Source organism: Paraconexibacter antarcticus, assembly GCF_024220175.1.
GTDB classification, from domain to species: Bacteria; Actinomycetota; Thermoleophilia; order Solirubrobacterales; family Solirubrobacteraceae; genus Paraconexibacter; species Paraconexibacter antarcticus.
Map to the genome: position 1 here is coordinate 5,117,430 of NZ_CP098502.1, position 21,019 is coordinate 5,138,448.

Genomic DNA, 21,019 nt, shown 5'->3' on the forward strand with positions numbered 1-21,019 from the left:
CACGACCCTGGCGGGTCGCACGACGAACGTCCCGCGGTGAACCCGGAGTCGTTGCGATGCGGTTCGGTACCGTCATGGCCGACATGATGACCGACGGCAGGCCACCGATGCCCGACGGCGAACAGCGGAAGATGACCTCCCGCCGGCCCGGGCGTACCCAGGCGCGCGATCTCGAGCGCTACGCGTCCCTGTTCTCGGCGCGCACGCAGGACATGAAGTCCTCGCCGATGCGCGACCTCATGGCGCTCACCGCGCGGCCGGACGTCATCTCCCTCGCGGGCGGCCTGCCCGACACGAGCACGTTCCCGGCCGAGGACTTCGCGAAGCTCATGTCCCACCTCGCGGTGAAGGCGACGGCGCGCGCCCTGCAGTACGGCCCGACCGAGGGGATCGACGAGGTCCGCGAGGCGATCGTCCGGGTGATGGCGGCCGAGGGGACGGACGTCGACGGCGAGGACGTGCTCGTCACGACCGGCGGCCAGCAGGTCATCGACCTCGTCTGCAAGACGCTCGTCGACCCGGGCGACGTCGTCATCGCCGAGGCCCCGACCTACCCGGGCGCCGTCCCGACCTTCAACGCCTACCAGGCCGAGCTCATCCAGATCGAGATGGACTCCGACGGGATGCGGATCGACGTCCTCGAGGAGACGCTCGCCCGCCTGGATCGCGAGGGCCGCCGCCCGAAGTTCATCTACACGATCCCGAACTTCCAGAACCCGGCCGGCGTGACGATGTCGCTGCCGCGGCGCCGGCGGCTCGTCGACATCGCGCACGAGCGCGAGCTCCTCGTCCTCGAGGACAACCCCTACGGCCTGCTCCGGTACGAGGGCGAGCCGCTCCCCTCGCTCTACTCGATGGACGGCGGCGAGTTCGTGATCTACCTCGGGACGTTCTCGAAGATCCTCTCGCCCGGCGTCCGCGTCGGCTGGGCCGCGGCCCCGCGCCCGGTCCTGCAGAAGATGAACGTCGGCAAGGCGTCGGCCGACCTCTGCTCCTCGACGCTCACCCAGCTCTTCGTCGCCGAGTACTTCCTCTCCGGCCAGTGGGAGACGTACATGGACGAGCTGCGGACGCTCTACCGCGGCCGCCGCGACGTCCTCCTCGACGCGCTCGCCGAGCACCTGCCCGCCGAGGCGTCGTGGACGCAGCCGCAGGGCGGCCTCTTCATCTGGGCGACGCTGCCCGACGGCCTCGACACGACCGACCTGCTCGCGAAGGCGCTCTCGCGCAACGTCGCGTTCGTCCCCGGCCGCGCGGCCTTCCTCGACGGGCGCGGCGGGACCTCGATGCGCCTGAACTTCTCCGGCGTCGGCGAGGAGCAGCTGCGCGAGGGCGTGCGGCGCATCGGCGAGGTCGTCCACGAGCAGGTCGACCTCCTCGGCTCGCTCACCGGCCGCCGCCCCGGCGCGATCCCGCGGCCGGGCGCGGCGCCGGCCACCCCGCCGCCCACCGCCACCGCCGACGACGCGGACGCCGAGGCCCCCCACGGCGACCGCCCGACCGACCCGGCCCTCGCGGACGTCCTGCACCTGCCGCGGCGCGACGACGACGCCGGCACGCGCCGTTCGTCCTCATGACGACCGACCGCCGCCGCGTCGTCGTCCTCAAGGGCGGCCGCTCGCTCGAGCGCCAGGTCTCCCTCACCTCCGGCGCCCGGGTGCAGGATGCGCTCGAGCGGCTCGGCCACGACGTGCACGGGCTCGACGTCGGCCACGACCTCGTCGCCCGGCTCCGCGAGCTGCGGCCCGACGCCGCGTTCATCGCGCTCCACGGCAGCGACGGCGAGAACGGCACCGTGCAGGAGCTGCTGGAGATCCTCGGCATCCCCTACACCGGCTCGGGCATCAGCGCCTGCGTGCGCTGCTCGGACAAGGTCCTCGCGAAGCACGCGATGGTCGACGCGGGCCTCCCGACGCCCGACTTCCTCTCCTTCAACGAGACGGCCTTCAAGGAGCTCGGCGCCGCCGAGGCGCTGCCCGCCGTCGAGGAGCGGCTCGGCTTCCCGCTCGTCGTCAAGCCGTCGAACCAGGGCTCGTCGCTCGGCATCAAGTTCGCCCACGCCGCCGCCGAGGTCCCCGCCGCCCTCGTCGCGGCCTTCTCCTACAGCGAGAAGGTCGTCCTCGAGCGGCACGTCGGCGGCCGCGACCTCGCGGTGTCGATCCTCGGCGGTCGCGCCCTGCCCGTCGTCGAGGCGATCCCGGACGACGAGTTCTACGACTTCGCCGCCCGCTACACGATCGGCCGCACGCGGTTCGTCTGCCCGGCCGAGCTCGACGACGCGACGACGGCCCGCGCCCAGGAGCTCGCGCTCGCCGTGCACGACCTCCTCGGCTGCCGCCACTTCTCGCGCGTGGACCTCATGTGCGACGCGGAGACCGGCGAGCTCACCGTCCTCGAGGCGAACGTCATCCCCGGCATGACGGAGACGAGCCTCCTGCCGCAGGCCGCCGACGCGGCCGGCATCGACTTCGACGCGCTCGTGGCGACGATGCTCGGCCTCGCGCTCGGCGACTAGCGCACGACGATCTGCAGCCCGTTACGGGCGCGCCGCTTGCGCTCGACGTTGCCGCTCGTGTCGACCGCCCGGACCCAGACCTTGTAGCGGCCCTTCGTCAGCGCGTGCTTCGTCGTGAAGCTCCACGTCCCCTTCGAGGCGGCCGTCCGGAAGCCCCGCGCCCGGAGGTAGCGGGTGCGCGCGCAGCTCGTCGCCTTCCGCGCGAACCGCCCGTTCGCCTGCAGGTAGCGGCATCGCTTGCCGTCCGCCTTCGCGATCGACACGGTGACGCGCCGGATCTTGCCGCGCTTCTTCGAGAAGCAGCCCCGGTCGGTGCTCGTGCCGCGCAGCGCCAGCCGGCGGCCCGCCGCAAGCCGCCGCGAGCGGGTCGTGAAGCGGGACACCGGCGCGGTCGCGTCCCTGCAGCCGGCGATCGCCGCCTGCGGGTCCTTGAACGTGTACGAGTAGACGCCGCGGCCGAAGGAGGCCGCGATGAGCCGGTTCGGGTTCGCCGGGTCGAGCGCGAGCGAGACGACCGGCGCGGCCGGGAGGTCGGTCCCGAGCTCGCCGAAGCGCTTCCCGTTCATGTCGACCGAGGCGAAGGCGCCGAGCGCCGTGCCCACGATGAGCTGGCTGCCCTTGACGATGACGGCCGTCGCCCCGACCTTCGGCAGGTCCCCGGTGATGTCGGTGAACGTCTCGCCGCCGTCGGTCGACTTGTAGAGGTAGCCGCCCGCCGGGTCGACGCCGTCGTCGCCGAGCGCCTGCGGCGGGGCGAACTGGCGAACCGACGAGCCGCCGAGCGCGACGTAGATCGTCTTCGCGTCGCCCGGGTCGACGGCGATCGCGTCGATGATGCGCTGCGGCAGGCCGGCGGCCTTCGCGATGTGCCACGTGCCCCCGCTGTTCGTCGCGACGCCGCTCTTGAAGCGGAGGTTGTCCTTCACCGGGTCGCACGAGCCGCAGTAGCCGACGTACCCGACCCCGCCGTGCAGCGCGATCGCGGTCGCGACGTTCGACGGGTCGGTCGCCGTCGCGTCCTGGGTCTGCACGCCCGGGTGCTGCTGGGTGCCGAGGTCGTAGACGCCGTGGAAGGAGTCCGCCGTGATGTCCTTGATCTTCGCGTCGGCGATGAAGACGTCGCGCGCGGCGTACATGACCCGCGCGGTCGTCGTGTCGTCGAACGCGAACGGCGTGAGGAACTGCGCGTCGCGCACGCCGTTCGGCAGCACGGACGCGTTCGTCCGGCCCCCGTCGTGCGTCACCGTAATGTCGCCGCCGGCCGGTGCGTAGAGCGCCTGGTTCGAATCGTCCGGGTCGACGAGCGAGTACGTGCCGTCGCCACCGTAGACCTCGGTCGTCTCACCGGTCTTCGGGTCGATGCGGACGGTGCCGTTGTCCTGCAGGCCGGCGTAGACGACGCCGTCCTTCGCGACCGCCGCGCTGTACGGCAGCAGCGTGTTGAAGCCCGTGACGTTGCCGAGGCCGAAGCCGCCGGCGGTGAAGTTGCCCGACGCCGGCACCTGCTGGGCGAAGGCGCCGCCGTCGTTGCCGATGACGAGGGTCGGCCGCGGGCTGCCGGGGACGAACTGCGCGGCGTGCTGGTCGGGGTGGACCGTCGAGCCCGCCGTCTTCGCCTGCGTCTGGCAGATCTTCTGGGTGACGACGAGGATGCAACCCGCGGTCGCGGCGCCGATGTTCGCGTACGGGGCGACGGCGACGAAGTCGGTCGCGCCGTCCTGCGGCTGCCCGACCGTCCGCGACTCGAAGACCTCCTCGAGGCCCATGTCGAGCCGCGTCGGGATGCCGGCCGCGGTCTGCGCGTACGGGTCCGGCTGGATCCAGCTGTTGTACCAGGACTGGATCCCCGGCCCGAAGCCGAGGACCGCCAGCGACGCGAGGGTGGAGTTGTTCGTCGGCAGGAGGAACTGGGTCCCGGCCGCCATCTGCTTCCACGTCTTCCCGAAGTCCTTGGAGACGTAGACGCCGTTGAGGTAGGTCGGCGTCGCGGTGAGGTTCAGGCCGAGGACCGGATCGGTGATCTCGGGGACGTCGAGGCCGAGGATCTTGCCGCTGTCGAAGAGCTCGGCGTCCTGGACGACGGCGTAGAGGTAGTCGTGGTCCTGCTTCGGGCCGTAGGCGGAGCCGAGCGACACGCGGCCGACCTGCTTCGTCGCGGGGAAACCCGCGCCGTCGGGGGTCTTCGCGAAGGACCCGGGGGCGCCGTTGTCCGAGGTGTAGACGCCGTTCGCCGGCGCCTGGACGCTGCCGTCGGGGCTCCTGCGCTGCCCGGCGCGCCAGCCGACGACCGCGGTGACGGCGCCGCCCGCGTGGCCGAAGGCGTCGGCGCTGCGGACCTGCACGTCGGTGACGACGTTCGCGAGGAAGCAGCCCTTCTTCGTGGCGCTCTTCCCGGCGCAGTCACCGGTCGGCAGGACGACGTCGGTCCACGTGCGGCCCGCGTCGGTCGACCGGTACAGCCCGAAGCCCGTCGCGGCGTAGACCTTGGTGGGCGCGTCCTGCTGGACCTGGACCCGGAAGCCCTGGGCGCCGTCGGGCGCGCCCGCGGCCTTGTGCCACGTCCTGCCGAGGTTCGTGGACCAGAAGATGCCCTGGCCCGCGTACGTGTTGCCGCCGAAGGCGTTGTCGCCCGTGAGCGCGATGAGCGTGCCGCCGCCCGCCGGGGTCCACCCGACGGCGCCGACGATCTGCGTCGGGAGGTTGTCGCCGATCGAGGTCCACGACTTCCCGGTGTCCGTGCTCGTCCACACGCCGCCGTTCGCGACGGCGGCGAAGAGGCGCCCGCCCTGCTCGTCGTACGCGTAGTCGGTGATGCGGCCCGCGCCGCGCGACAGGCCGGTGGACAGGCCGTTGGCGTCGGTGTACGCCGGGTTGTCGAAGCGGACGAAGCCGGAGCCGACCGCCGACCACGAGCCCGCCGTGCCCGCGACGGCGGTGCCGGCCTGGCGCAGGCGCGCCTTCTGCCGGGCCGCGCGGGCGGCCGCCCCGGGGCTGTCGAGGCCGAGCCGCGTCGAGACGGACTCCGAGGCCTTGGTGAGATCGCTGAACGGCTCGGGCGCGCGGACGCCCTGCTTGAGGCAGAAGCCCTTGCCGGGGACGCGGACGCGGGACGGGATGAGCTCGCCGCGGGCCTCGGCGCGGGCCTCCGCGTCCTTGCCCCCGTCGCGCGCGCGGTCGCGCCCACCCGCCGCGCCCGCGCGCAGTTCGCGGACGTACTCCGCGCCGAGGCGGTCGTAGCCCTGCGGGCACCCGTTGGCGGCGAACGCCGGCGCCTTGCCGGCGCCGCCCGCGTGGGAGAGCAGCAGGACCGCGGCCAGCGCGGCGAGGGCCACGAGCGCGAACGACACGGAGAGGCGGCGGGTCACCGGCCGATCGTAGTCCGCCGCGCCCCCGGCGGTCGAACCTCAGGCGGTCAGACGGCGCGGCGCCGCTGCCGGCCCCGCGCGGCGGGTCACTCGCCGGACTCGCCGGCGAAGTCCTCGGGCGTCACCTGGTCGAGGAACTCCTTGAAGCGGTCGACGACCTCCTCGGTGTCCTCGACGTCGTGCTCGAACTCGATCGCCGACTCGGCGATGACATCCTCGGCGGCGAAGATCGGCGCGCCGGAGCGGACGGCGAGGGCGAGGGCGTCGCTCGGCCGCGAGTCGATCTGGATGACCCGGTCGCCGATCGCGAGCGTGATCGACGCGAAGAACGTGTTGTCCTTCAGCTCCGTCACCGCGACCTGCGTGCACTTCACCTCGAGCTCGCCGAGCATGTCGACGAGCAGGTCGTGCGTCATCGGCCGCGGCGTCGTCTGACCCTGGAGCTTCATCAGGATCGCCGCAGCCTCCGGATGGCCGATCCAGATCGGGAGGAACTTGTTGGAGTCGACGGTCTTGAGCAGCACGATCGGCTGCTTGCCGACCATGTCGAAACTCACTCCGTAGATGACCATTTCCTGCACGCGAGAGCTCCTCGGCTTCCGTGGGGTGTGACGAGTATAGGTGGACCGGATGGCCCACCCCGGGCGCTGCCGTCCGCCTCCGGCGGGTTCGACGATGTGTCCGCAGCGCCTCTAGATGGTTCGTTCCACGGATCGGTCAGGCGTAGTAGGCAGTGAGGTTGCGTGGTGGGCGGCCGAGGCGTTCGTTGAGAGCGATCGCGGCGGTGAGAGCGAGGAACTTGGCGGCCAGGCGGGTGCGGAGCGTGTGGAGCTCGCGGGCGCGGTGGTCCTCGAGGTTGAGCATGTCTTTGCATGTCCAGAAGATCGATTCCACGCATTGCCGGATCGGGGCCAGGTGCGGCTCTTTGCCGGCCTCGTCCTTGCGTCGGGGGCGGACGATCGTGGCGCCGAGCGCGGAGGCTTGGGCGTGGAAGTCGCGGCCGGAGTAGCCCTTGTCGCCGATGACGGTGACCGGGCCGTTGCGGTGGCAGCGGGCGAGCATGTCCAGCGCGACGTCTCGTTCGCCCGTTTTCGGGGAGGTCAGGGCAAGGGCGCGTGGAGTGCCGTCGGTCGCGAACAGGCCGTGCAGGCGGAAGCCCCAGAAGAAGCGGGAATGGCTGGCGCAGTAGCCGTACTCCGCGGCGTTGCCCAGGGCGCTGCGGCGCGTCGTTTCGACCGAGCGACCGCATTCGACCGGTGTGCTGTCGACCACGAGCAGGTCGTCGTCAAAGCCGTTGGTGTGGCGGGCGAACTCGAGGATCAGCGCTTCGATTTTGTCCGACAGGCGCTGGCGGCGTTTGACGAAACCCGGGCGCTTGGGCAGTCGCGGGAACAGGTGCCCCAAGCGATGCGGTGCCATCGCCCAGAACTGCTCGTCAGAGCTGATCCGCAGTACCTGCTGAGCCACGCTCAACGTGACGACCTCCGCGTCGGTCAAGATCCGTTTGGCGTTCTTGCCCTTCGCAGGCAGGAGATCGTCGCAGGTGCAGTAAACAGCGATCAGCAGCAGGTCGAGGTCGGCGTCCATCGAGGCCCCCAGGGTCGGCGTTGGCGAGATAGCACCGCCGACTTCGACCTGCCTGCTTATGTCACCTGCCTACCCGACTCCTCCGCCCCCGCCGTGGAACGAACCATCTAGGATCGGCGCGTGTCTGCCGTCCAGGGTCGAGTGATCTCGGTCGTCCTCTGCGATGACGTCCCCCAGCTGCGGACGCTGCTGCGCTTCGCGTTCGACGAGCAGGACGACCTGCGCGTCGTCGCCGAGGCGGGCGACGGCGCGGCCGGCGCCGACGCGATCGTGCGGCTGCAGCCGGACGCCGTGATCCTCGACCTCTCGATGCCTGGCCTGGACGGCCTGGAGACGATCCCGCGCATCATGGCCTCCTCGCCCGGGACCGCGATCATCGTCTTCAGCGGGTTCACGGCCGACCGCATGGCTGAGGAGGCGCTGGCGCTCGGGGCCGACGCGTACCTCGAGAAGGGCGAGGACATGGACGTCGTCGCCGCGGCCGTCCGGGACGCGGTGACCCGTCGTCGCGCGACGCCCGGCGATCGCCGCGCCACCGGGACCTGAGCGTCAGCGGCGCGCCGCCGGGCTGCGGCCGGGCGTGTCGGCGCGCGCGGAGGCGATCCGCTCGCGATGCCAGTCGCCGGCCCACGGCGGTCCGTGGTCGCCCGGCTCGGTCGGGAGGGCGTCGAGCGCGAGGCGTCCGTACGTGAGGTCCGGGAGCGGCTCGAAGTCGATGTCGACGCGGGCCTCGCCGATCGCCCACGTCGTCCGGCGTCGCTCGCGGAGGAGCGCGGCGGTCGGCGTCACGTCGTAGTACTCGGTGCCGTGGGCGATGACGAGCCGCGCGCGCATCTGCTTCAGGAGCGCCGCGGCGCGCTCGACGTTGCGCGCGAACGGGGAGAGGACGACCTCACCCGGGGCGACGACCACGAGCACGACGCCGTGCGTGTGCAGCAGGGCGACGCCAGGGTCCAGGCGCGGGGTGGTCACGGCAGGCGACACCCCGGGAGTGTCCGCGGCCGCGGGCCGGTGACGCAACCCGTGCAACAAGACGTCCGGCGCGACGGCGAGATGTCCGCGGAGGACCATCGGTGCTCTCGAAACCCGGCCACCCGGCCGATCACGGGAGCAGGCCGTGTCGCGTCGTCGTCCCCTCACCCCGGTCCTCCTCGCCGCCGCGCTCCTCGCCGGCGGGTCGGCGGCGGCCGCCGTCGCGTCGGTCCCGGCGGAGCCACCGCCGTCCGCGGGGGTGTCGCTCACGGCGCTGCCGTTCCTCGCGGACCTGCCGGCGGCCGTCGCCGGGACGGTCGCGCAGACGCAGGCCGACGCGGTGGCGGCGGCCGCGGCCGCCGCACGGCGGGCCGAGGCGCGCCGCCGGGCCGAGGCGGCGCGGCTGCAGCGCTCGCCGACCCCCGAGGCGGTCCTCCGGCGGGCGTGGCTCCTGCACCTCGAGAGCCGCGAGGTCTACGACGCGCAGCGCGCGATCCTCTCTCGGGCCCGGCTCGCGGCGCGGACGCTCGGCGGCGGCCGCGGCGCCGAGCAGCGGGCCGCCGTCGCGGTGGTCGACGGGCTCGCGGCCGCGCGGATCCTCACCGCCGACCGGCTGCCCGCCGTCCTGCTCACCCTCCAGCGGAACACCGATTGGTGGACGCGGCGCGGCGCCCCGCCCTACGGACGGTCGATCGTCCGCGGGAACGACCCGGTGACGCTGCGCTACGTCCCGGGACAGGGCCTCGTCCTCCACGAGCTCGGCAGCTGGGGACGCGTGAACTGGCTCGCGGGCGCCTGCCTGCGCGACCGCGTCCACTGCCCGCGACGGCGCCTCGCGACGAGCATCGAGCGGCTCATGGCCCTCGCGGTCCGCCGTGACGGCGTCGTCCGCGCCGAGTCCTACTTCAGCTTCGGCGGCGCCCGGGCCCCGTGGATCAGCGGCATGACCCAGGGGACGCTCATCCAGGCGCTGACCCGCGCCTCGGTCGTGCTCGGGAGCGCCCCGGACCGGCGGCGGGCGAAGGCCGCGCTCGGGGCCTTCAGCCGGCCGGCGCCCGCCGGGGTCGCGGTGCCGGACGCCGGCGGGCGGCTGTACGTCATGTACTCCTCCAACCCGGGGCTCCACGTCCTCAACGGGCACCTGCAGGCCCTGACCGGGCTGCGGGACCTCGCGACGCTCGGCGGCTCGGCCCGCGCCGCCACGCTCTTCCGCCGGGGCGAGCGGGCGGCCCGCGTCGAGCTGCGGCGGACGGACACCGGCGCGTGGTCGCGCTACTCGGCGGGCGGCGCGGAGTCGACCGTGAGCTACCACCGGCTCGTCACCGGCTTCCTCGCGAACCTCTGCGCCCGCGGCGCCGGCCGGCGCTACTGCGCGGCGAGCGTCCGCTTCCGCCGCTACCTCACGCAGCCGACCGCCGTCGTCGTGCGGGCCGCGGCCCGCCCCCGTTCGCAGAGGGCCACGAGCATCCTCGTGTGGATCTCGAAGGTGTCGACCGTGCGCCTCGCCGTCCGCGACGTCCGCGGGCGGGTCGTCCTGTGGCGCACCGCGGTGCTGCCGCGCGGCGCGCACCGCTTCGCCTGGGCGGCGCCCCACCACGGGCGCTACCGCATCCGCGTCACCGCGCTCGGACCGGGCAGCCCGCCCGCCGGGACCGGCGTCGCGACCGTCCGCGTCCTCCCCACGCACCTCAGGATGAAGCACCCGCGGCCGAAGACCACGGGCAAGGGCCGCTGACGCCCGACCTTCCGCCACCGGAGCCCGAGCCGATGCCCCACCGCCGTCCCCGCCGCACCCGCGCCCACCGTCCGCTGCGCGCGGCGATCACCTCCGCCCTCCTCGGCCTCGCGCTGCTGCCCGGCGGCGCGCACGCCGCCGCGGCCGGCCCGGCCTGCCGCCCCGGCGGCGCCCCGCTCGTCCCGCGGTCCGGGGTCTGGTTCGGGGCTAGCCTCGACTGGGCCCACGACTCGATCCCGGCCTACGCCCGGCGCCTCGGCGCGACGCCGGCGGTCGACGTCTCGTTCGTCCAGCTCCCGTTCGCCGCCGGCGACGCCCGCAACCTCGACGCGGCCGTGCGGCAGATCCGCCGCGCGGGCGGGATGCTCCTGCTCACCCTCGAGCCCCAGCAGGGTCTCGCGGCGGTCACCGACGCCGTCGCCCGCGGGCTCGCGGCCCGCGTCGCGCGCTACCAGGCGGCCGGCGTCCCGGTCCTCGTCCGCTTCGCGCACGAGATGAACGGCTCCTGGTACCCGTGGGCCCAGCAGCCGGCCGCCTACGTGGCCGCGTTCCGCCGCGTCGCCGCCGCCGTCCACCATCGGGCGCCCGGCGCCGCGATGCTGTGGGCGCCGAACTACGGCGGCGGCTACCCGTTCGCCGGCGGCACGCACCAGGCCCCCGCCGGCAGCGCCGACGCGCGCGCCCTCGACACCGACGGGGACGGCGCGGTGACCGGCCACGACGATCCGTACGCGCCATACTGGCCGGGCGACGACGCGGTCGACTGGGTCGGCATGACCCTGTACCACTTCGGCAACGTCTACCCGTGGGGCGAGAACGAGATCCCCGAGCCCGGCAAGTTCGCCGCCCTCCTCACCGGCACGTACGTCGGGCTGAACGGCGACGAGTCCGCGGTCCCCGACTTCTACGGCGTGTACGCGACGGGCCACCGCAAGCCGCTCGCGATCCCCGAGACCGCTGCGCTCTACGCTCCGGGCCGCGGCGGCGCGACCGCCCTGCAGATCAAGCGGGCGTGGTGGCGTGAGGTCTTCGCCCCCTCGGTGCGCACCCGCTTCCCCCGGCTGGCGATGGTCAACTGGTTCGAGTGGGACAAGACCGAGACCGAGATCGGCGGCCGGGTCGACTGGACGGCGACGCGTGACCGCCGCGTCCGCGCGGCGTTCCGGGCGGCCCTGCCGTCGTGGCTGCGGTTCGGCGCGGACGCCCGCCGGTGCGGGCGCCCGCGCTGACGGCGCTCAGCGCCAGAGCGCGTCGCTGTGCGCCTCGGCGACGATCACCTCGGCCCCGGTGAGCAGCGGGGCCAGCGGCGTCGTGAGCTTGATGTGGATCGCCCGCACCGTCAGGCCGGTGTGCCCGGTCTCCGGGGCGTCCGGGGTCTGCTCGTTCAGCACGACGTACCCGAGCCCGAGCGGCAGCGTGATCGTCGTGTTCGGCGGCGGGGTCCCGGAGATCGGGATGCCCGCGACGACGAGGTCGACGAACTGCGTCCCCGTCCCGTTCGAGGACCTCGCACCCGAGGACGCCGTGCTGTTGGACTGCGACCTGACGAGGGTCGCCTTCACGAGGCAGCCCGGGGCCGCGACCTTCAGGAGGCAGACGCCAGCCGCCTGGGCGTAGCTCGACGAGGTGCTCGCGCTCGTCCCGTTCGTCCCCGTCGTGTCGGAGGCGGCGTCACTCGTCGTGACGATGCTGCCGTCCGCGGGCAGCAGCCACGCCGGCACGTCCATGTGGGCCGAGCCGCCGGAGGCCGGGATGTCGACGAACCCGACGGTCGCGGCCGGCACGAGCGGGTCGACCTGGGCCGAGCCGACGAACGCGTGCCCGCTCACCGCGTTGTTCGGGTTCGTCGTGCACAGGCGGGTCTGCCGGTGCTCGGCGTGCGCCACCGACTTCGCGACCGTGATCTCCACCGGCGGCCCGCCGGCGGTGAGGAGGCCGCCGATCGTCCCGCCGGTGATGTACACGCGGATCGCGGTGACCGTCAGGTCCGCCTTGTAGGTCCCGCCGGAGAGCTGACCGCTCGCCGGCGACGAGGTCGATCCCGTCTGCTCGTCGATCGCGACGTAGGAGCCCTCGCCGTAGAGCGTCCGGTTCACGAGGTTGTTGTCGAGCGGGATCTTCAGGCCCGGCGCCGGGTTGACGACGGAGCTCCCGAGGACCTTGAGGTTCGCCAGGGTCGTCCCGGCCGCGGAGTACGAGGACGCGGTCCCCGAGGCGGTGGTCGAGGCGACCGAGCGGACGGTGTCCGCGGTGACGACGCCGCTGAGGACGTCGAGGCCGAGGACCTCGGAGGTCGACGTCTGCTGCGCGCCGAGGGCCTTCGTGACCTGCGACGAGCTCGACGTGTTCAGGACGTCGGCCTTGGCGACACTCGTCAGGCCCACCACCCCGAGGATGTCGAGGTGCAGGAACTGGTCCTCGTCCGCGCTCGCCCCGACGCCCGTCCGGGTGCTGGACGCGTGCGAGATGTCCTGGTTCACGAGCGGGATCCCGAGGAGCGGGACATAGGCGCGCAGCCCCAGCGCGCTGCCCGCGGCGTTGGCCGTCGACGGGTCGGAGGACGGCTGGGCAGTCGCGCAGACCCGGTTCGAGCTCGTCGGGCCGGCCGTCTGGTCCGGGCTCGTCATCGTCGCGACGTTGCACACGGCGCACGCGTCGATGGCGGGATCGACCTGGACGGTCATCGTGACGCTGCCGCCGCCGCCCGGGCTCACCGAGCCGACGTTCCAGCTGACCGTCCCGCTGCTCACCGTGCAGGAGTCCGAGCAGGAGACGAAGCTCGTGCCGGCCGGCACCACCTCGTCGATCACCGAGGCGCTCGCAGTGCTGTCCCCGCTGTTGCCGTAGGTGAGCGTGTAGGTGATGCTGTCGCCGGCGCCGACCGCCGTCCGGTCGGCCGCCTTGACGAGCGTGAGCTTCGGCGTGCCGACCACGGTGACCGAGGTCTCGTTGGAATCCTTCGGCGTCTCCTCGGCGGTGTCCGCCGTCGCGACGTTCTTCACCGTCGTGGAGGCTCCGGAGAACGGGCCGGTCAGCGTGACCTGGAAGGTGAGCGTCTTCGTGTCGCCGGGCGCGACCGTGCCGATGGTCCAGGTCACCGTCGGCGAGCTCACCGTGCAGCTGCCGCTCGTGGTCGTGCACGAGCTCGGCACGTACGTCTGCTTCGCCGCGATCGTGTCGGTCACGACCGCGTTCGTCGCCGGCGCGTCGCCCGTGTTCGTGTAGCTGAGCCGGTACTCGAGGACGTTGCCGGGCTTCGCCGTCGCCGTCGACGCGAAGGTCCCGTTCGTCGTCACGTTCCGGACCGCCTTCACCGTCGACGAGCTCGGGTTCGCCGTGACCGTCACGGTCGTGGGCGGCGTGGTGACCGGCGGCTCCTGATCGGACCGGTAGACCGCGGCGTTCAGGACCGGGGTGCTGCCGGCCGGGAACGAGTTGTCGAGCTTCACCTGGAAGGTCAGCGTCCTCGTGCCGCCCGCGGGGACGCTCCCGATCGTCCACGTGAGCACCGGGGCGCCGAACGCGCAGGTCGTCCCGGTCGAGGCGGTGCACGAGCCGGCGACGAACGTCTGCATCGCGGCGAGCGTGTCCGTCACCGTCTCACCGGTCGCCGTGCCGGGCCCGGCGTTCGTGTAGACGAGCTGGTACTCGAGCACGTCGCCGGGCTTCGCCGTCGCGGTCGTCGCGAACGTCGTCGCGCCCGCCGTGACGTTGCGGACCTTCTTCACCGTCGAGGAGCTCGGCGTCCTGACGGTCGTCGTCGCCGTGGACGTCGTCCCGGGCTCGCCCGTGCTCGTCCCGTCGGCGGTGTTCTTCACGTCGGTGGACGTGCCCGCGCCGAAGCCGGTGCTCGCGAGCCGCACCTGGAAGGTGACGCTCTTCGTCGTCGGCGAGCCCGGGTTCGTCGTGCCCCCGAGCGAGCCGACCGCCCACGTGAGCGTCGAGCCGCTGACGCTGCAGCCCGTGCAGGTCGGCGGGTTCGGGACGAACGTCGTCCGCGCGTCGATCGTGTCGGTGACAGAGGCGCCGGAGACCGCGCCGGGCCCGCTGTTGGAGTACGTCAGCCGGTATTCGAGCGTGTCGCCGGGGCTCGCCACGGCCGTCGAGGCAAAGGTGCCGCCGGTCGTGACGTTGCGGACCTCCTTCTTCAGCCCGGATCTCGGGGTCGAGACCGTGAGGGTCACCGTGTTGGACGAGGCGGAGTCCTCCTTCGACGCGGCGGACGCGGCGTTCGTCACGGTCGTCGTGGCGCCGGACGCGAACGTCCCGGTCAGCTGGGCGCGGACGGTCTTCGTGATCGTCCCCCCGGGCCCGACATCCCCGAGGCTCCACGTGAGCGCCTGCCCGGCGGCGGTGCAGCCGTCGCACGTGCTGAGCGTGTAGGCGCCGTTCAGCGTGTCGGACAGGATCACCGCGTGCGCGATGCCCGGGCCGTTGTTCCTGTAGGTCAGCTGGTACTCGATGAAGTCACCGGGGCTCGCGGTGATCGGATTCGCCGTGAAGGCGCTGCCCGTCGTGTCCGTGGTGGCGTCGCGCTGCGTCTTCGCCACGCTCGAGGCCGGGCACTCCCCGATGTTCAGCGGCTGGCGCTTGGTGAAGTCCTGGAGCGCCGAGTTGATGCCCGTCGACGAGCGGGTCTTCATGTAGACGCCGGAGAACTCGCCGCAGCTGATCTCGCCGATCGCGTTCGTCAGGTCGATCGCGGCCTCGCCGAAGTCCCCCGCCGTGTGGCCGGGGATGGTGTTCGGGATGTTCACCGCGCCGACCGCGTTGTCGGCGGCGTGGGCGTCGGCCACGAACGTCGAGCCGTCCCACGTGTACGCGACGACGTCGATGGTCGCGCCGCCGTTGTTCGTGTCGAACGAGATGAGGACGTCGCCGGCTGTCCGCTTCGGCAGGCCGCCGCAGGAGGAGTTGACGGCGGTGCCGGACTTGTTGAACTCGTAGTCGACGTGGGCGTCACCGGTCACGGCCTTGCGCGTGTAGTCCACGTAGGCGTACTGGTGGCCGGTGGTCGCGGGGCCCCGGCGGAACGCGATCTGACCGCCGAGGATGTCGTCCTTCCCCGGGGCACTGGCGGTGGTGCAGGCCCAGTGGGCCGGGTCGAGCTCCTTCGACCCGGTCGCGAACCCGTCGTCCTTGTTGCCCGAGCCGTCCGTGAAGTTCGTGAGGTTCGGGGGCGGCGTCGCCCAGTCGATCGGGTCGCCGGGACCGCTGTTGTCGGCGAGGTTCCCGTCGATCTCGAAGCCCCCGAAGACGACGTTCGTCGCCCCCGCGACCGGCGCGCCCACGACGAGCCACGCCGTCGCGAACAGAAGTGCAAGAAGCCCTGCCAGGCCCAGACGACGCATGTCGCTCTCCCACCGTCATGAGTTCGCGCGCGCCCCCTGACGCACGCGGTGCTGCGGTGCTGCCCGCGTCGGAGGCCCCCCTCCGTCCGCGATACTCTGTAAAACAAGAAAACAGTAACCAGACGGCGGGCGCGAGGTCAACCCGATGGTCCGAATTTCAGTTATAAGGCGCTGAAGGCGGCCTTGGGTCCACGCGCCGGCGATGACCGCGGCCCGGCATGAGCCCGGCGGGTCCTGCGGGTCCTGCTCGTCATCACGGCCCGGAGAACGAGAAAAGCCCGCCGGGGCGGGCCTTCCGAGTGGGCGATCCAGGATTCGAACCTGGGACCTCTTCCTTATCAGAGAAGCGCTCTAACCGACTGAGCTAATCGCCCGGGGGCGGTGGAGTGTAGCGAGCCTCCGCGCGCGATGACCGCTCGCCCGCCGCGGGCGCGCGCGGGGCCTCAGCGACCGGCGAGCCGGTCGGCCAGGGCCTCGGCCTCGGCGGCGTCCGCGAAGGTGAGCTCGACCTTGTAGCCCGTCCCGCGGGGCTTCACCCGGACGTCGGTGCCGAGCGCGCCACCGAGCTGCTCGGCGATCCGCGCCATCGCCTCCTCCTGGTCGGGATGGGGCGCGGGACGACCGGCCGCGCGGGGCGCCGGCGCCTCGTTCGCCTCCCGGGCGCGCTGCTCGGTGACGCGGACCGACCAGCCCTCGCTCGCGGCGGCCCGCGCGAGACGACGGCGGTCCGCGTGGTCCTCGGCCATGAGCAGGGCCCGGCCGTGACCCTCGGAGAGCGCGCCCTCCTGCAGGGCCTCGAGGACCTCGTCGGGGAGGTCGAGGAGCCGCAGCAGGTTCGAGACGGCGACGCGGCTGCGGCCGACCTTCCGGCCGACCGCCTCGCGGGTGAGGCCGAGCTCCTCGACGAGCGCGGCGACCGCGCGGGCCTCCTCCACCGGGTTCAGGTCCTCGCGGGCCATGTTCTCGATGAGCGCGTCCTCGAGCGTCCGGGCGTCGTCGCGGTCCTGGATGATCGCGGGAACCGTGGCGAGGCCGGCGAGCTGTGCCGCGCGCCAGCGGCGCTCACCGGCGACGAGCTCGTACCCGCCGCCGGCGACGGGGCGGACGAGGACCGGCTGCAGGACGCCGCGCTCGCCGAGCGAGTCGGCGAGGGCCTGGAGGGCCTCCTGGTCGAACTGCTTGCGCGGCTGGTCGGGGTTCGGGCGGACGCTGCCGACCGGGAGCTCGCGGAGCTCGGCGTCGCGCGGGCCGGTCGCCGCGGCGACGGCGCCCGGCTCGGTGACGGCGAGGATCGCCGAGAGCCCGCGGCCCATCCCGGTGCGGCCGCTCTTCTTCGGGGCGTCACCGCTAGCCACGGGCCGCCACCTCCTTCGCGAGCTCGAAGTACGCGTCGGCGCCCGTGCTGTGCGGATCGTGGTGGATGACCGGGACGCCGAAGCTCGGCGCCTCGCTGATGCGCACGTTGCGGGGGATCACCGTGTCGAAGACGAGGGCGGGGAAGTGCTCGCGCACCTCCCGCTCGACGTCCCGGGCGAGGTTCGTGCGCGCGTCGTGCATCGTCAGGAGCATCCCGGCGACGGTGAGCCGCGGGTTGAGCTCCCGCTGGACGAGGGCGAGCGTGTCGAGCAGACCCGCGAGGCCCTCGAGCGCGAAGTACTCGGTCTGGACCGGCACGATGACGCGGTCCGCGGCGACGAGCGCGTTGACCGTGAGCGGACCGAGCGACGGCGGGCAGTCCAGGAGGGTGAAGGCGAAGCGGTCGCGGACGGAGGCCAGGGCGTCCCGCAGGCGGTTCTCGGACCCCGGCAGGCGGGGGAGCTCGACGCTCGCGCCGGCGAGGTCCGGGTGGGCGGGGAGGACGGACAGCCGCTCGATCGTGGTGCGCTTCAGCGCCTCCTCGACGGTCGCGTCGCCGAGCAGGACGTCGTAGATCGAGGGCTCGCCGTCCTTCGGGAGCCCGATCCCGACGGTGGCGTTCGCCTGCGGGTCGACGTCGACGAGCAGCGTCTCGTAGCCGGCCTCGGCGATGCAGGCCGCCACGTTGACGGCGGTCGTCGTCTTGCCGACGCCGCCCTTCTGGTTCGCAATCGCGTAGATGGTTCCCATCGGCGGTGGACGGTAGCGATGGGCGCGTCCCGCGGCGTGGGCGATCCCCGCAAGATGCGGGGTTTCCGGCGCGCTCAGGCCGCCGTGATCGGTCGCTTGCGGGCCATGCCCTCGCGACGGGGGAACCGGGACGGGGTCGGCTCGGCCTTGCGGAAGACGTGCAGGTGGCGCCGATCGGCGCCGGGGCGGGGAGGAACGGGCCACACCTCGACGAGCTCCATCCCGGTGGCCGCGGCCGCCGCCGCACCGTCGGCCTCCTCGGCGGTGTCCCGAGCGCCCTTCCAGGCGACGAGATGCCCGTCTTCGGCGAGCAGCGGCGCCGCGTACTCCACGAGGGCCGTCAACGGGGCGAGGGCCCGGGCGGTGACGAGGTCGTGGGCGCCGATCCCCGCCGGCCACGCCTCGGCCCGGGCGTGGACCGGCAGGGCGTTCGTGACGCCGGCTACCGCCGCGAGCCGGCCCATGAACTCGCACTTGCGTCCGACCGATTCCACGAGCGAGACCTGGGCGCCCGGGAGGCAGAGCGCGAGGACAAGGCCGGGAAAGCCGGCGCCCGCACCGATGTCCGCGACGACGCGTGCCTCGCGGACGAGCGGGAGCCCCAGCCCGTCGAGGGAGTCGGCGACGTGGACCTCGACCGCGGCGGTCGGGTCGACGACGGTCGTCGGGGCGGTCGGGTCCGCGGCGAGGCCGTCCAGGAGCGCCCGAAAGCGAGGGACGAGCGCGGCATCCAGCCCATGGGCGGCGCAGAGCTCGGCGAGGCGGGAGTCGACCGGGTTCACGTGGGCACCGTTTCACGTGGAACGGTGCCGGCGTCGTCACCTCGGCGACCGTGCGGCGGGCGTTTCACGTGGAACGCCCGGGGTGGCGCTATTCCGCGGCGGGAGTGACGACGAGGTGGCGGTCGGGCTCGTTGCCCTCGCTGTGGGTGTCCACCCCACCGCGCTCGCGGAGGTATTCGTGGACCAGGCGGCGCTCGCTCGCCGTCATCGCGTCGAGCGCCACCGGTCGGGCGTTGCTCACCGCGTCGTCGGCGGCCTCGTCCGCCTGACGCTGCAGCGACTCCTGCCGGCGGGCGCGGTAGCCCTCGGCGTCGATCGAGATCCGGCGCAGCTCGCCCGTCCGGGCGTGAACGATCCGCTGCGCGAGGTGCTGGACCGCGTCGATCGTCTGGCCGTGTCGGCCGATGAAGAGGCCCAGGTCGGTGCCGTCGAGGGAGCCGACGAGCTGGCCGTCGACGTCCTCGACCCGCACCGTGGCCGTGAGCCCGAGCGCCGCGGCGACCCGCTCGAGGAGGTCGGTGACGAGTTCGACGTCCGTCGGGGCGGCCATCAGCGGCGCTTCCCCGAGCGCTGCTTCTTCTTCGCGCGGGGCGGCGGCGGCGGTGCGGCGGTGCGGGAGCCCGCGGGCTTCGCGGCCCCCTTGCTCGGCGTCGAGTCCTCGCCCTTGGCGACCTTCCCGGAGGTCTTCGGCGTGGCGGCCGCATCGTCCTTCTTCGCCTTCGCGTCCGCCTCGGCCTGCTCGGTCACCCGCGCGGTGAGCTTGCCGAAGATGCCCGGCATCTGGGGCGCGGGATCGTTCGGCCCTCGCGGCACCGGCGTGGGGTGCACGACCTCCGCGAGCGCGGCGCCGGGCCCGACCATCCCGGCGCGGCGGCGCAGGATGTACTGCTGGCCCACGGTCCAGAGGTTCGTGACGATCCAGTACACGAGCAGGCCGGCCGGGAACCGGATGACGAAGATCGTGAACACGAACGGCAGCGCGATCATGAGCTTCTTCTGCGTCGGGTCCGCGGTCACCGACATGAGGACGCTCGAGAGCAACTGCGAGCCGATGTAGGCGACGATGAGGGCGGCGAGGACCCCGCCGGTCGCGTGGCTCGTCAGGTCCGGGATGAAGAGGAACGACGCCGCGTGGTGGGATCCGGCGACGTCGGGAACGTCGGTGCAGGCCGTGTTCTGCAGCGCCGTGCCGGTGGCCTTGCCCGCCTGCCGCAGCGCGTCACCGCAGATGTCGAGCTTCAGGTCCTTGCGCAGCATGTAGAAGAGCGAGATGAAGACCGGCATCTGCGCCACCAGGGGCAGGCACGACCCGAACGGGTTGACCTGGTGCTCCTGGTAGAGCTTCATCATCTCCTGGTTCAGGCGCTGCTTGTCGTCCTTGTACTTCGCCTGCAGCTTCTTCATCTCGGGCGCGAGCAGCTGCATCGCGCGCATCGACTTGAACTGCTTGATGGTCAGCGGCAGCAGGAGCAGCCGCACGCAGACGGTCAGCGTGATGATCGAGAGGCCCCAGCCGAAGCCGAACGTGTCGTGGAAGAACCGGATCACGGCGTCGAACGCGCTGATCAGCTGCTTCAGGACGGGGATGATGGCCAGAGGGGTCATTCAGCTCACAGATTCGTCGGAACGGGGAAGGCAGATCAAGAGTGGGAGTGGCCGGCGTGCGATCGTGGCCGGAAGAGGCGCTGGTCGGCGACCTCGTCGAAGCCTCCGGGGCTCCAGGGGTTGCAGCGCAGCAGTCGCCACCCTCCCAGGACGAGCCCGCGGAGTATGCCGTACTCCTTGATGGCCTCGACCGCGTACGCCGAGCAGGTCGGCTCGTACCGGCAGTGCCGAGGCAGCGCCGGGGAGATCAGGCGCTGGTACAGGCGGATCGGGGCGAGGACGAGCGCGCGCATCTCACGCCTTCGGCGCCTCGCCGGCGGCCTTGCCGATGAGCTCCGAGAGCGCGGCCTGCACGCCGGCCAGGCCTTCGCGCTCCGCCAACTCGCGCGCCGGCGGACGGGCCACGACGACGAAGTCCTGCTCGCCGCCCAGCCGGGCAGCCTCCGCGGCGAACGCCTCGCGCAGGAGACGCTTGACCTGGTTGCGCTCGACCGCCCCGCCGACACGGCGCGAGACCGACAGCCCCAGGCGGGGACCGGCGTCGAGCTCCGCCGGGGCGCCGGCCACCGGGGCCTCGCCGCGCGGGAACACGTGAAGGACGAAGTAGCGGTTGCCGTGCGACCGACCCTGGCGGTAGACCCGCTCGAACTCGGCCGACCGCGACAGCCGTCCACTGCGTTTGCGACGACGTCCTGCAGGTTGTGCGAGGCCGTCGTCCACGGCTCGGGTCAGACGGTGAGGCGCTTGCGGCCCTTGTCGCGACGACGCTTGAGCACCGCGCGGCCCGCGCGGGTCTGCATCCGCTCGCGGAAGCCGTGGGTGCGTGCGCGCTTGCGCTTCTTGGGCTGATAGGTGCGCTTCATGGCTCTCAGACTTCGGGTCGCCCGGGTGGCGACGGGCCAACCAGGGTAGCGGACGACGGGGGCGCCCGGTGTGCCGGTCGCGCCGGTGCCATCGGGCGTGCATACCGACCGGACGGACTTTTGCGCGCGTTTTGCGAA

General features: G+C 72.9%; 18 protein-coding genes and 1 tRNA gene. 5 read left to right on the forward strand and 14 right to left on the reverse strand.

All coding sequences use genetic code 11. The annotated features are described in order from the left end of the window. Positions 1-56: 56 nt before the first annotated feature. Entirely contained in the window at positions 57-1,577 is a 1,521-nt protein-coding gene (locus NBH00_RS25075) for an aminotransferase-like domain-containing protein (protein WP_254571294.1), read from the forward strand. Continuing rightward, positions 1,574-2,515, forward strand: coding sequence for a D-alanine--D-alanine ligase (locus NBH00_RS25080; protein WP_254571295.1), 942 nt, complete (start codon positions 1,574-1,576; stop codon positions 2,513-2,515). Before NBH00_RS25075 ends, NBH00_RS25080 begins: the two co-directional genes overlap by 4 nt. Here the strand turns inward: NBH00_RS25080 and NBH00_RS25085 are convergent. The 3 genes from NBH00_RS25085 to NBH00_RS25095 form a co-directional block, all read right to left on the reverse strand. Next, positions 2,512-5,880 carry a hypothetical protein gene (locus tag NBH00_RS25085; protein WP_254571296.1) on the reverse strand — a complete coding sequence of 1,123 codons (3,369 nt, stop codon included), beginning with the start codon at positions 5,878-5,880 and terminating at the stop codon, positions 2,512-2,514. The two genes, NBH00_RS25080 and NBH00_RS25085, sit on opposite strands and share 4 nt — an antisense overlap. Positions 5,881-5,966: 86 nt before the next feature. Beyond that, the gene (locus NBH00_RS25090) at positions 5,967-6,452 is read right to left on the reverse strand and encodes a bifunctional nuclease family protein (protein WP_254573758.1); all 486 of its coding nucleotides are present in this window, start codon (positions 6,450-6,452) and stop codon (positions 5,967-5,969) included. A 145-nt stretch (positions 6,453-6,597) separates the two neighbouring features. Beyond that, positions 6,598-7,467 (reverse strand): IS982 family transposase, encoded by an 870-nt coding sequence (locus NBH00_RS25095; protein WP_254569017.1) that lies wholly within the window; start codon positions 7,465-7,467, stop codon positions 6,598-6,600. 120 nt (positions 7,468-7,587) lie between these two features. On the opposite strand from NBH00_RS25095, the gene NBH00_RS25100 reads away from it, so the two are divergent. After that, entirely contained in the window at positions 7,588-8,013 is a 426-nt protein-coding gene (locus tag NBH00_RS25100; RefSeq protein ID WP_254571297.1) for a response regulator, read from the forward strand. Positions 8,014-8,016: 3 nt separating this feature from the next. On the opposite strand, the gene NBH00_RS25105 is transcribed toward NBH00_RS25100, so the two are convergent. Continuing rightward, positions 8,017-8,451, reverse strand: a complete 435-nt coding sequence (locus NBH00_RS25105; protein WP_254571298.1) for a hypothetical protein — start codon at positions 8,449-8,451, stop codon at positions 8,017-8,019. A gap of 133 nt (positions 8,452-8,584) precedes the next feature. On the opposite strand from NBH00_RS25105, the gene NBH00_RS25110 reads away from it, so the two are divergent. Then, positions 8,585-10,174, forward strand: a complete 1,590-nt coding sequence (locus NBH00_RS25110) for a D-glucuronyl C5-epimerase family protein (RefSeq protein WP_254571299.1) — start codon at positions 8,585-8,587, stop codon at positions 10,172-10,174. A gap of 32 nt (positions 10,175-10,206) precedes the next feature. After that, positions 10,207-11,403 (forward strand): glycosyl hydrolase, encoded by a 1,197-nt coding sequence (locus NBH00_RS25115; RefSeq protein ID WP_254571300.1) that lies wholly within the window; start codon positions 10,207-10,209, stop codon positions 11,401-11,403. 6 nt (positions 11,404-11,409) lie between these two features. Here NBH00_RS25115 and NBH00_RS25120 read toward each other — a convergent pair whose 3' ends face one another. The 10 genes from NBH00_RS25120 to rpmH form a co-directional block, all read right to left on the reverse strand. Further along, positions 11,410-15,525, reverse strand: coding sequence for a choice-of-anchor P family protein (locus NBH00_RS25120; protein WP_254571301.1), 4,116 nt, complete (start codon positions 15,523-15,525; stop codon positions 11,410-11,412). A gap of 300 nt (positions 15,526-15,825) precedes the next feature. Beyond that, a tRNA-Ile gene (locus NBH00_RS25125) sits at positions 15,826-15,899 on the reverse strand. Positions 15,900-15,968: 69 nt separating this feature from the next. Continuing rightward, on the reverse strand, positions 15,969-16,880 hold the full coding sequence (locus NBH00_RS25130; protein ID WP_254571302.1) for a ParB/RepB/Spo0J family partition protein: 912 nt from the start codon (positions 16,878-16,880) through the stop codon (positions 15,969-15,971). Next, the gene (locus NBH00_RS25135; RefSeq protein WP_254571303.1) at positions 16,873-17,631 is read right to left on the reverse strand and encodes a ParA family protein; all 759 of its coding nucleotides are present in this window, start codon (positions 17,629-17,631) and stop codon (positions 16,873-16,875) included. The genes NBH00_RS25130 and NBH00_RS25135 overlap by 8 nt, the downstream gene beginning before the upstream one ends. A gap of 74 nt (positions 17,632-17,705) precedes the next feature. Further along, positions 17,706-18,413 carry a 16S rRNA (guanine(527)-N(7))-methyltransferase RsmG gene (locus NBH00_RS25140; protein WP_254571304.1) on the reverse strand — a complete coding sequence of 236 codons (708 nt, stop codon included), beginning with the start codon at positions 18,411-18,413 and terminating at the stop codon, positions 17,706-17,708. Between the two features lie 88 nt (positions 18,414-18,501). Then, a complete protein-coding gene (locus NBH00_RS25145) occupies positions 18,502-18,963 on the reverse strand; it encodes a Jag family protein (RefSeq protein WP_254571305.1) in 462 nt (153 codons plus the stop codon). Next, entirely contained in the window at positions 18,963-20,018 is a 1,056-nt protein-coding gene (locus NBH00_RS25150) for a YidC/Oxa1 family membrane protein insertase (RefSeq protein WP_254571306.1), read from the reverse strand. The genes NBH00_RS25145 and NBH00_RS25150 overlap by 1 nt, the downstream gene beginning before the upstream one ends. 35 nt (positions 20,019-20,053) lie before the next feature. Then, complete coding sequence (gene yidD, locus NBH00_RS25155; protein WP_254571307.1) at positions 20,054-20,311, reverse strand: membrane protein insertion efficiency factor YidD; 258 nt, start codon at positions 20,309-20,311, stop codon at positions 20,054-20,056. 1 nt (position 20,312) lies between these two features. After that, positions 20,313-20,738 (reverse strand): ribonuclease P protein component, encoded by a 426-nt coding sequence (gene rnpA, locus NBH00_RS25160; protein WP_254571308.1) that lies wholly within the window; start codon positions 20,736-20,738, stop codon positions 20,313-20,315. Between the two features lie 8 nt (positions 20,739-20,746). After that, positions 20,747-20,881: a 50S ribosomal protein L34 gene (gene rpmH / locus NBH00_RS25165; RefSeq protein ID WP_254571309.1), complete on the reverse strand. Its 135-nt coding sequence runs from the start codon at positions 20,879-20,881 to the stop codon at positions 20,747-20,749. Positions 20,882-21,019 lie beyond the last annotated feature (138 nt).

Coding starts and splice junctions, on each gene's coding strand:
- NBH00_RS25075 (WP_254571294.1), top strand. CDS start 57: ATGCGGTTCGGTACCGTCATGGCCGACATGATGACCGACGGCAGGCCA.
- NBH00_RS25080 (WP_254571295.1), top strand. CDS start 1,574: ATGACGACCGACCGCCGCCGCGTCGTCGTCCTCAAGGGCGGCCGCTCG.
- NBH00_RS25090 (WP_254573758.1), bottom strand. CDS start 6,452: ATGGTCATCTACGGAGTGAGTTTCGACATGGTCGGCAAGCAGCCGATC.
- NBH00_RS25095 (WP_254569017.1), bottom strand. CDS start 7,467: ATGGACGCCGACCTCGACCTGCTGCTGATCGCTGTTTACTGCACCTGC.
- NBH00_RS25115 (WP_254571300.1), top strand. CDS start 10,207: ATGCCCCACCGCCGTCCCCGCCGCACCCGCGCCCACCGTCCGCTGCGC.
- NBH00_RS25120 (WP_254571301.1), bottom strand. CDS start 15,525: ATGCGTCGTCTGGGCCTGGCAGGGCTTCTTGCACTTCTGTTCGCGACG.
- NBH00_RS25135 (WP_254571303.1), bottom strand. CDS start 17,631: ATGGGAACCATCTACGCGATTGCGAACCAGAAGGGCGGCGTCGGCAAG.
- NBH00_RS25145 (WP_254571305.1), bottom strand. CDS start 18,963: ATGGCCGCCCCGACGGACGTCGAACTCGTCACCGACCTCCTCGAGCGG.
- NBH00_RS25150 (WP_254571306.1), bottom strand. CDS start 20,018: ATGACCCCTCTGGCCATCATCCCCGTCCTGAAGCAGCTGATCAGCGCG.
- yidD (WP_254571307.1), bottom strand. CDS start 20,311: ATGCGCGCGCTCGTCCTCGCCCCGATCCGCCTGTACCAGCGCCTGATC.
- rpmH (WP_254571309.1), bottom strand. CDS start 20,881: ATGAAGCGCACCTATCAGCCCAAGAAGCGCAAGCGCGCACGCACCCAC.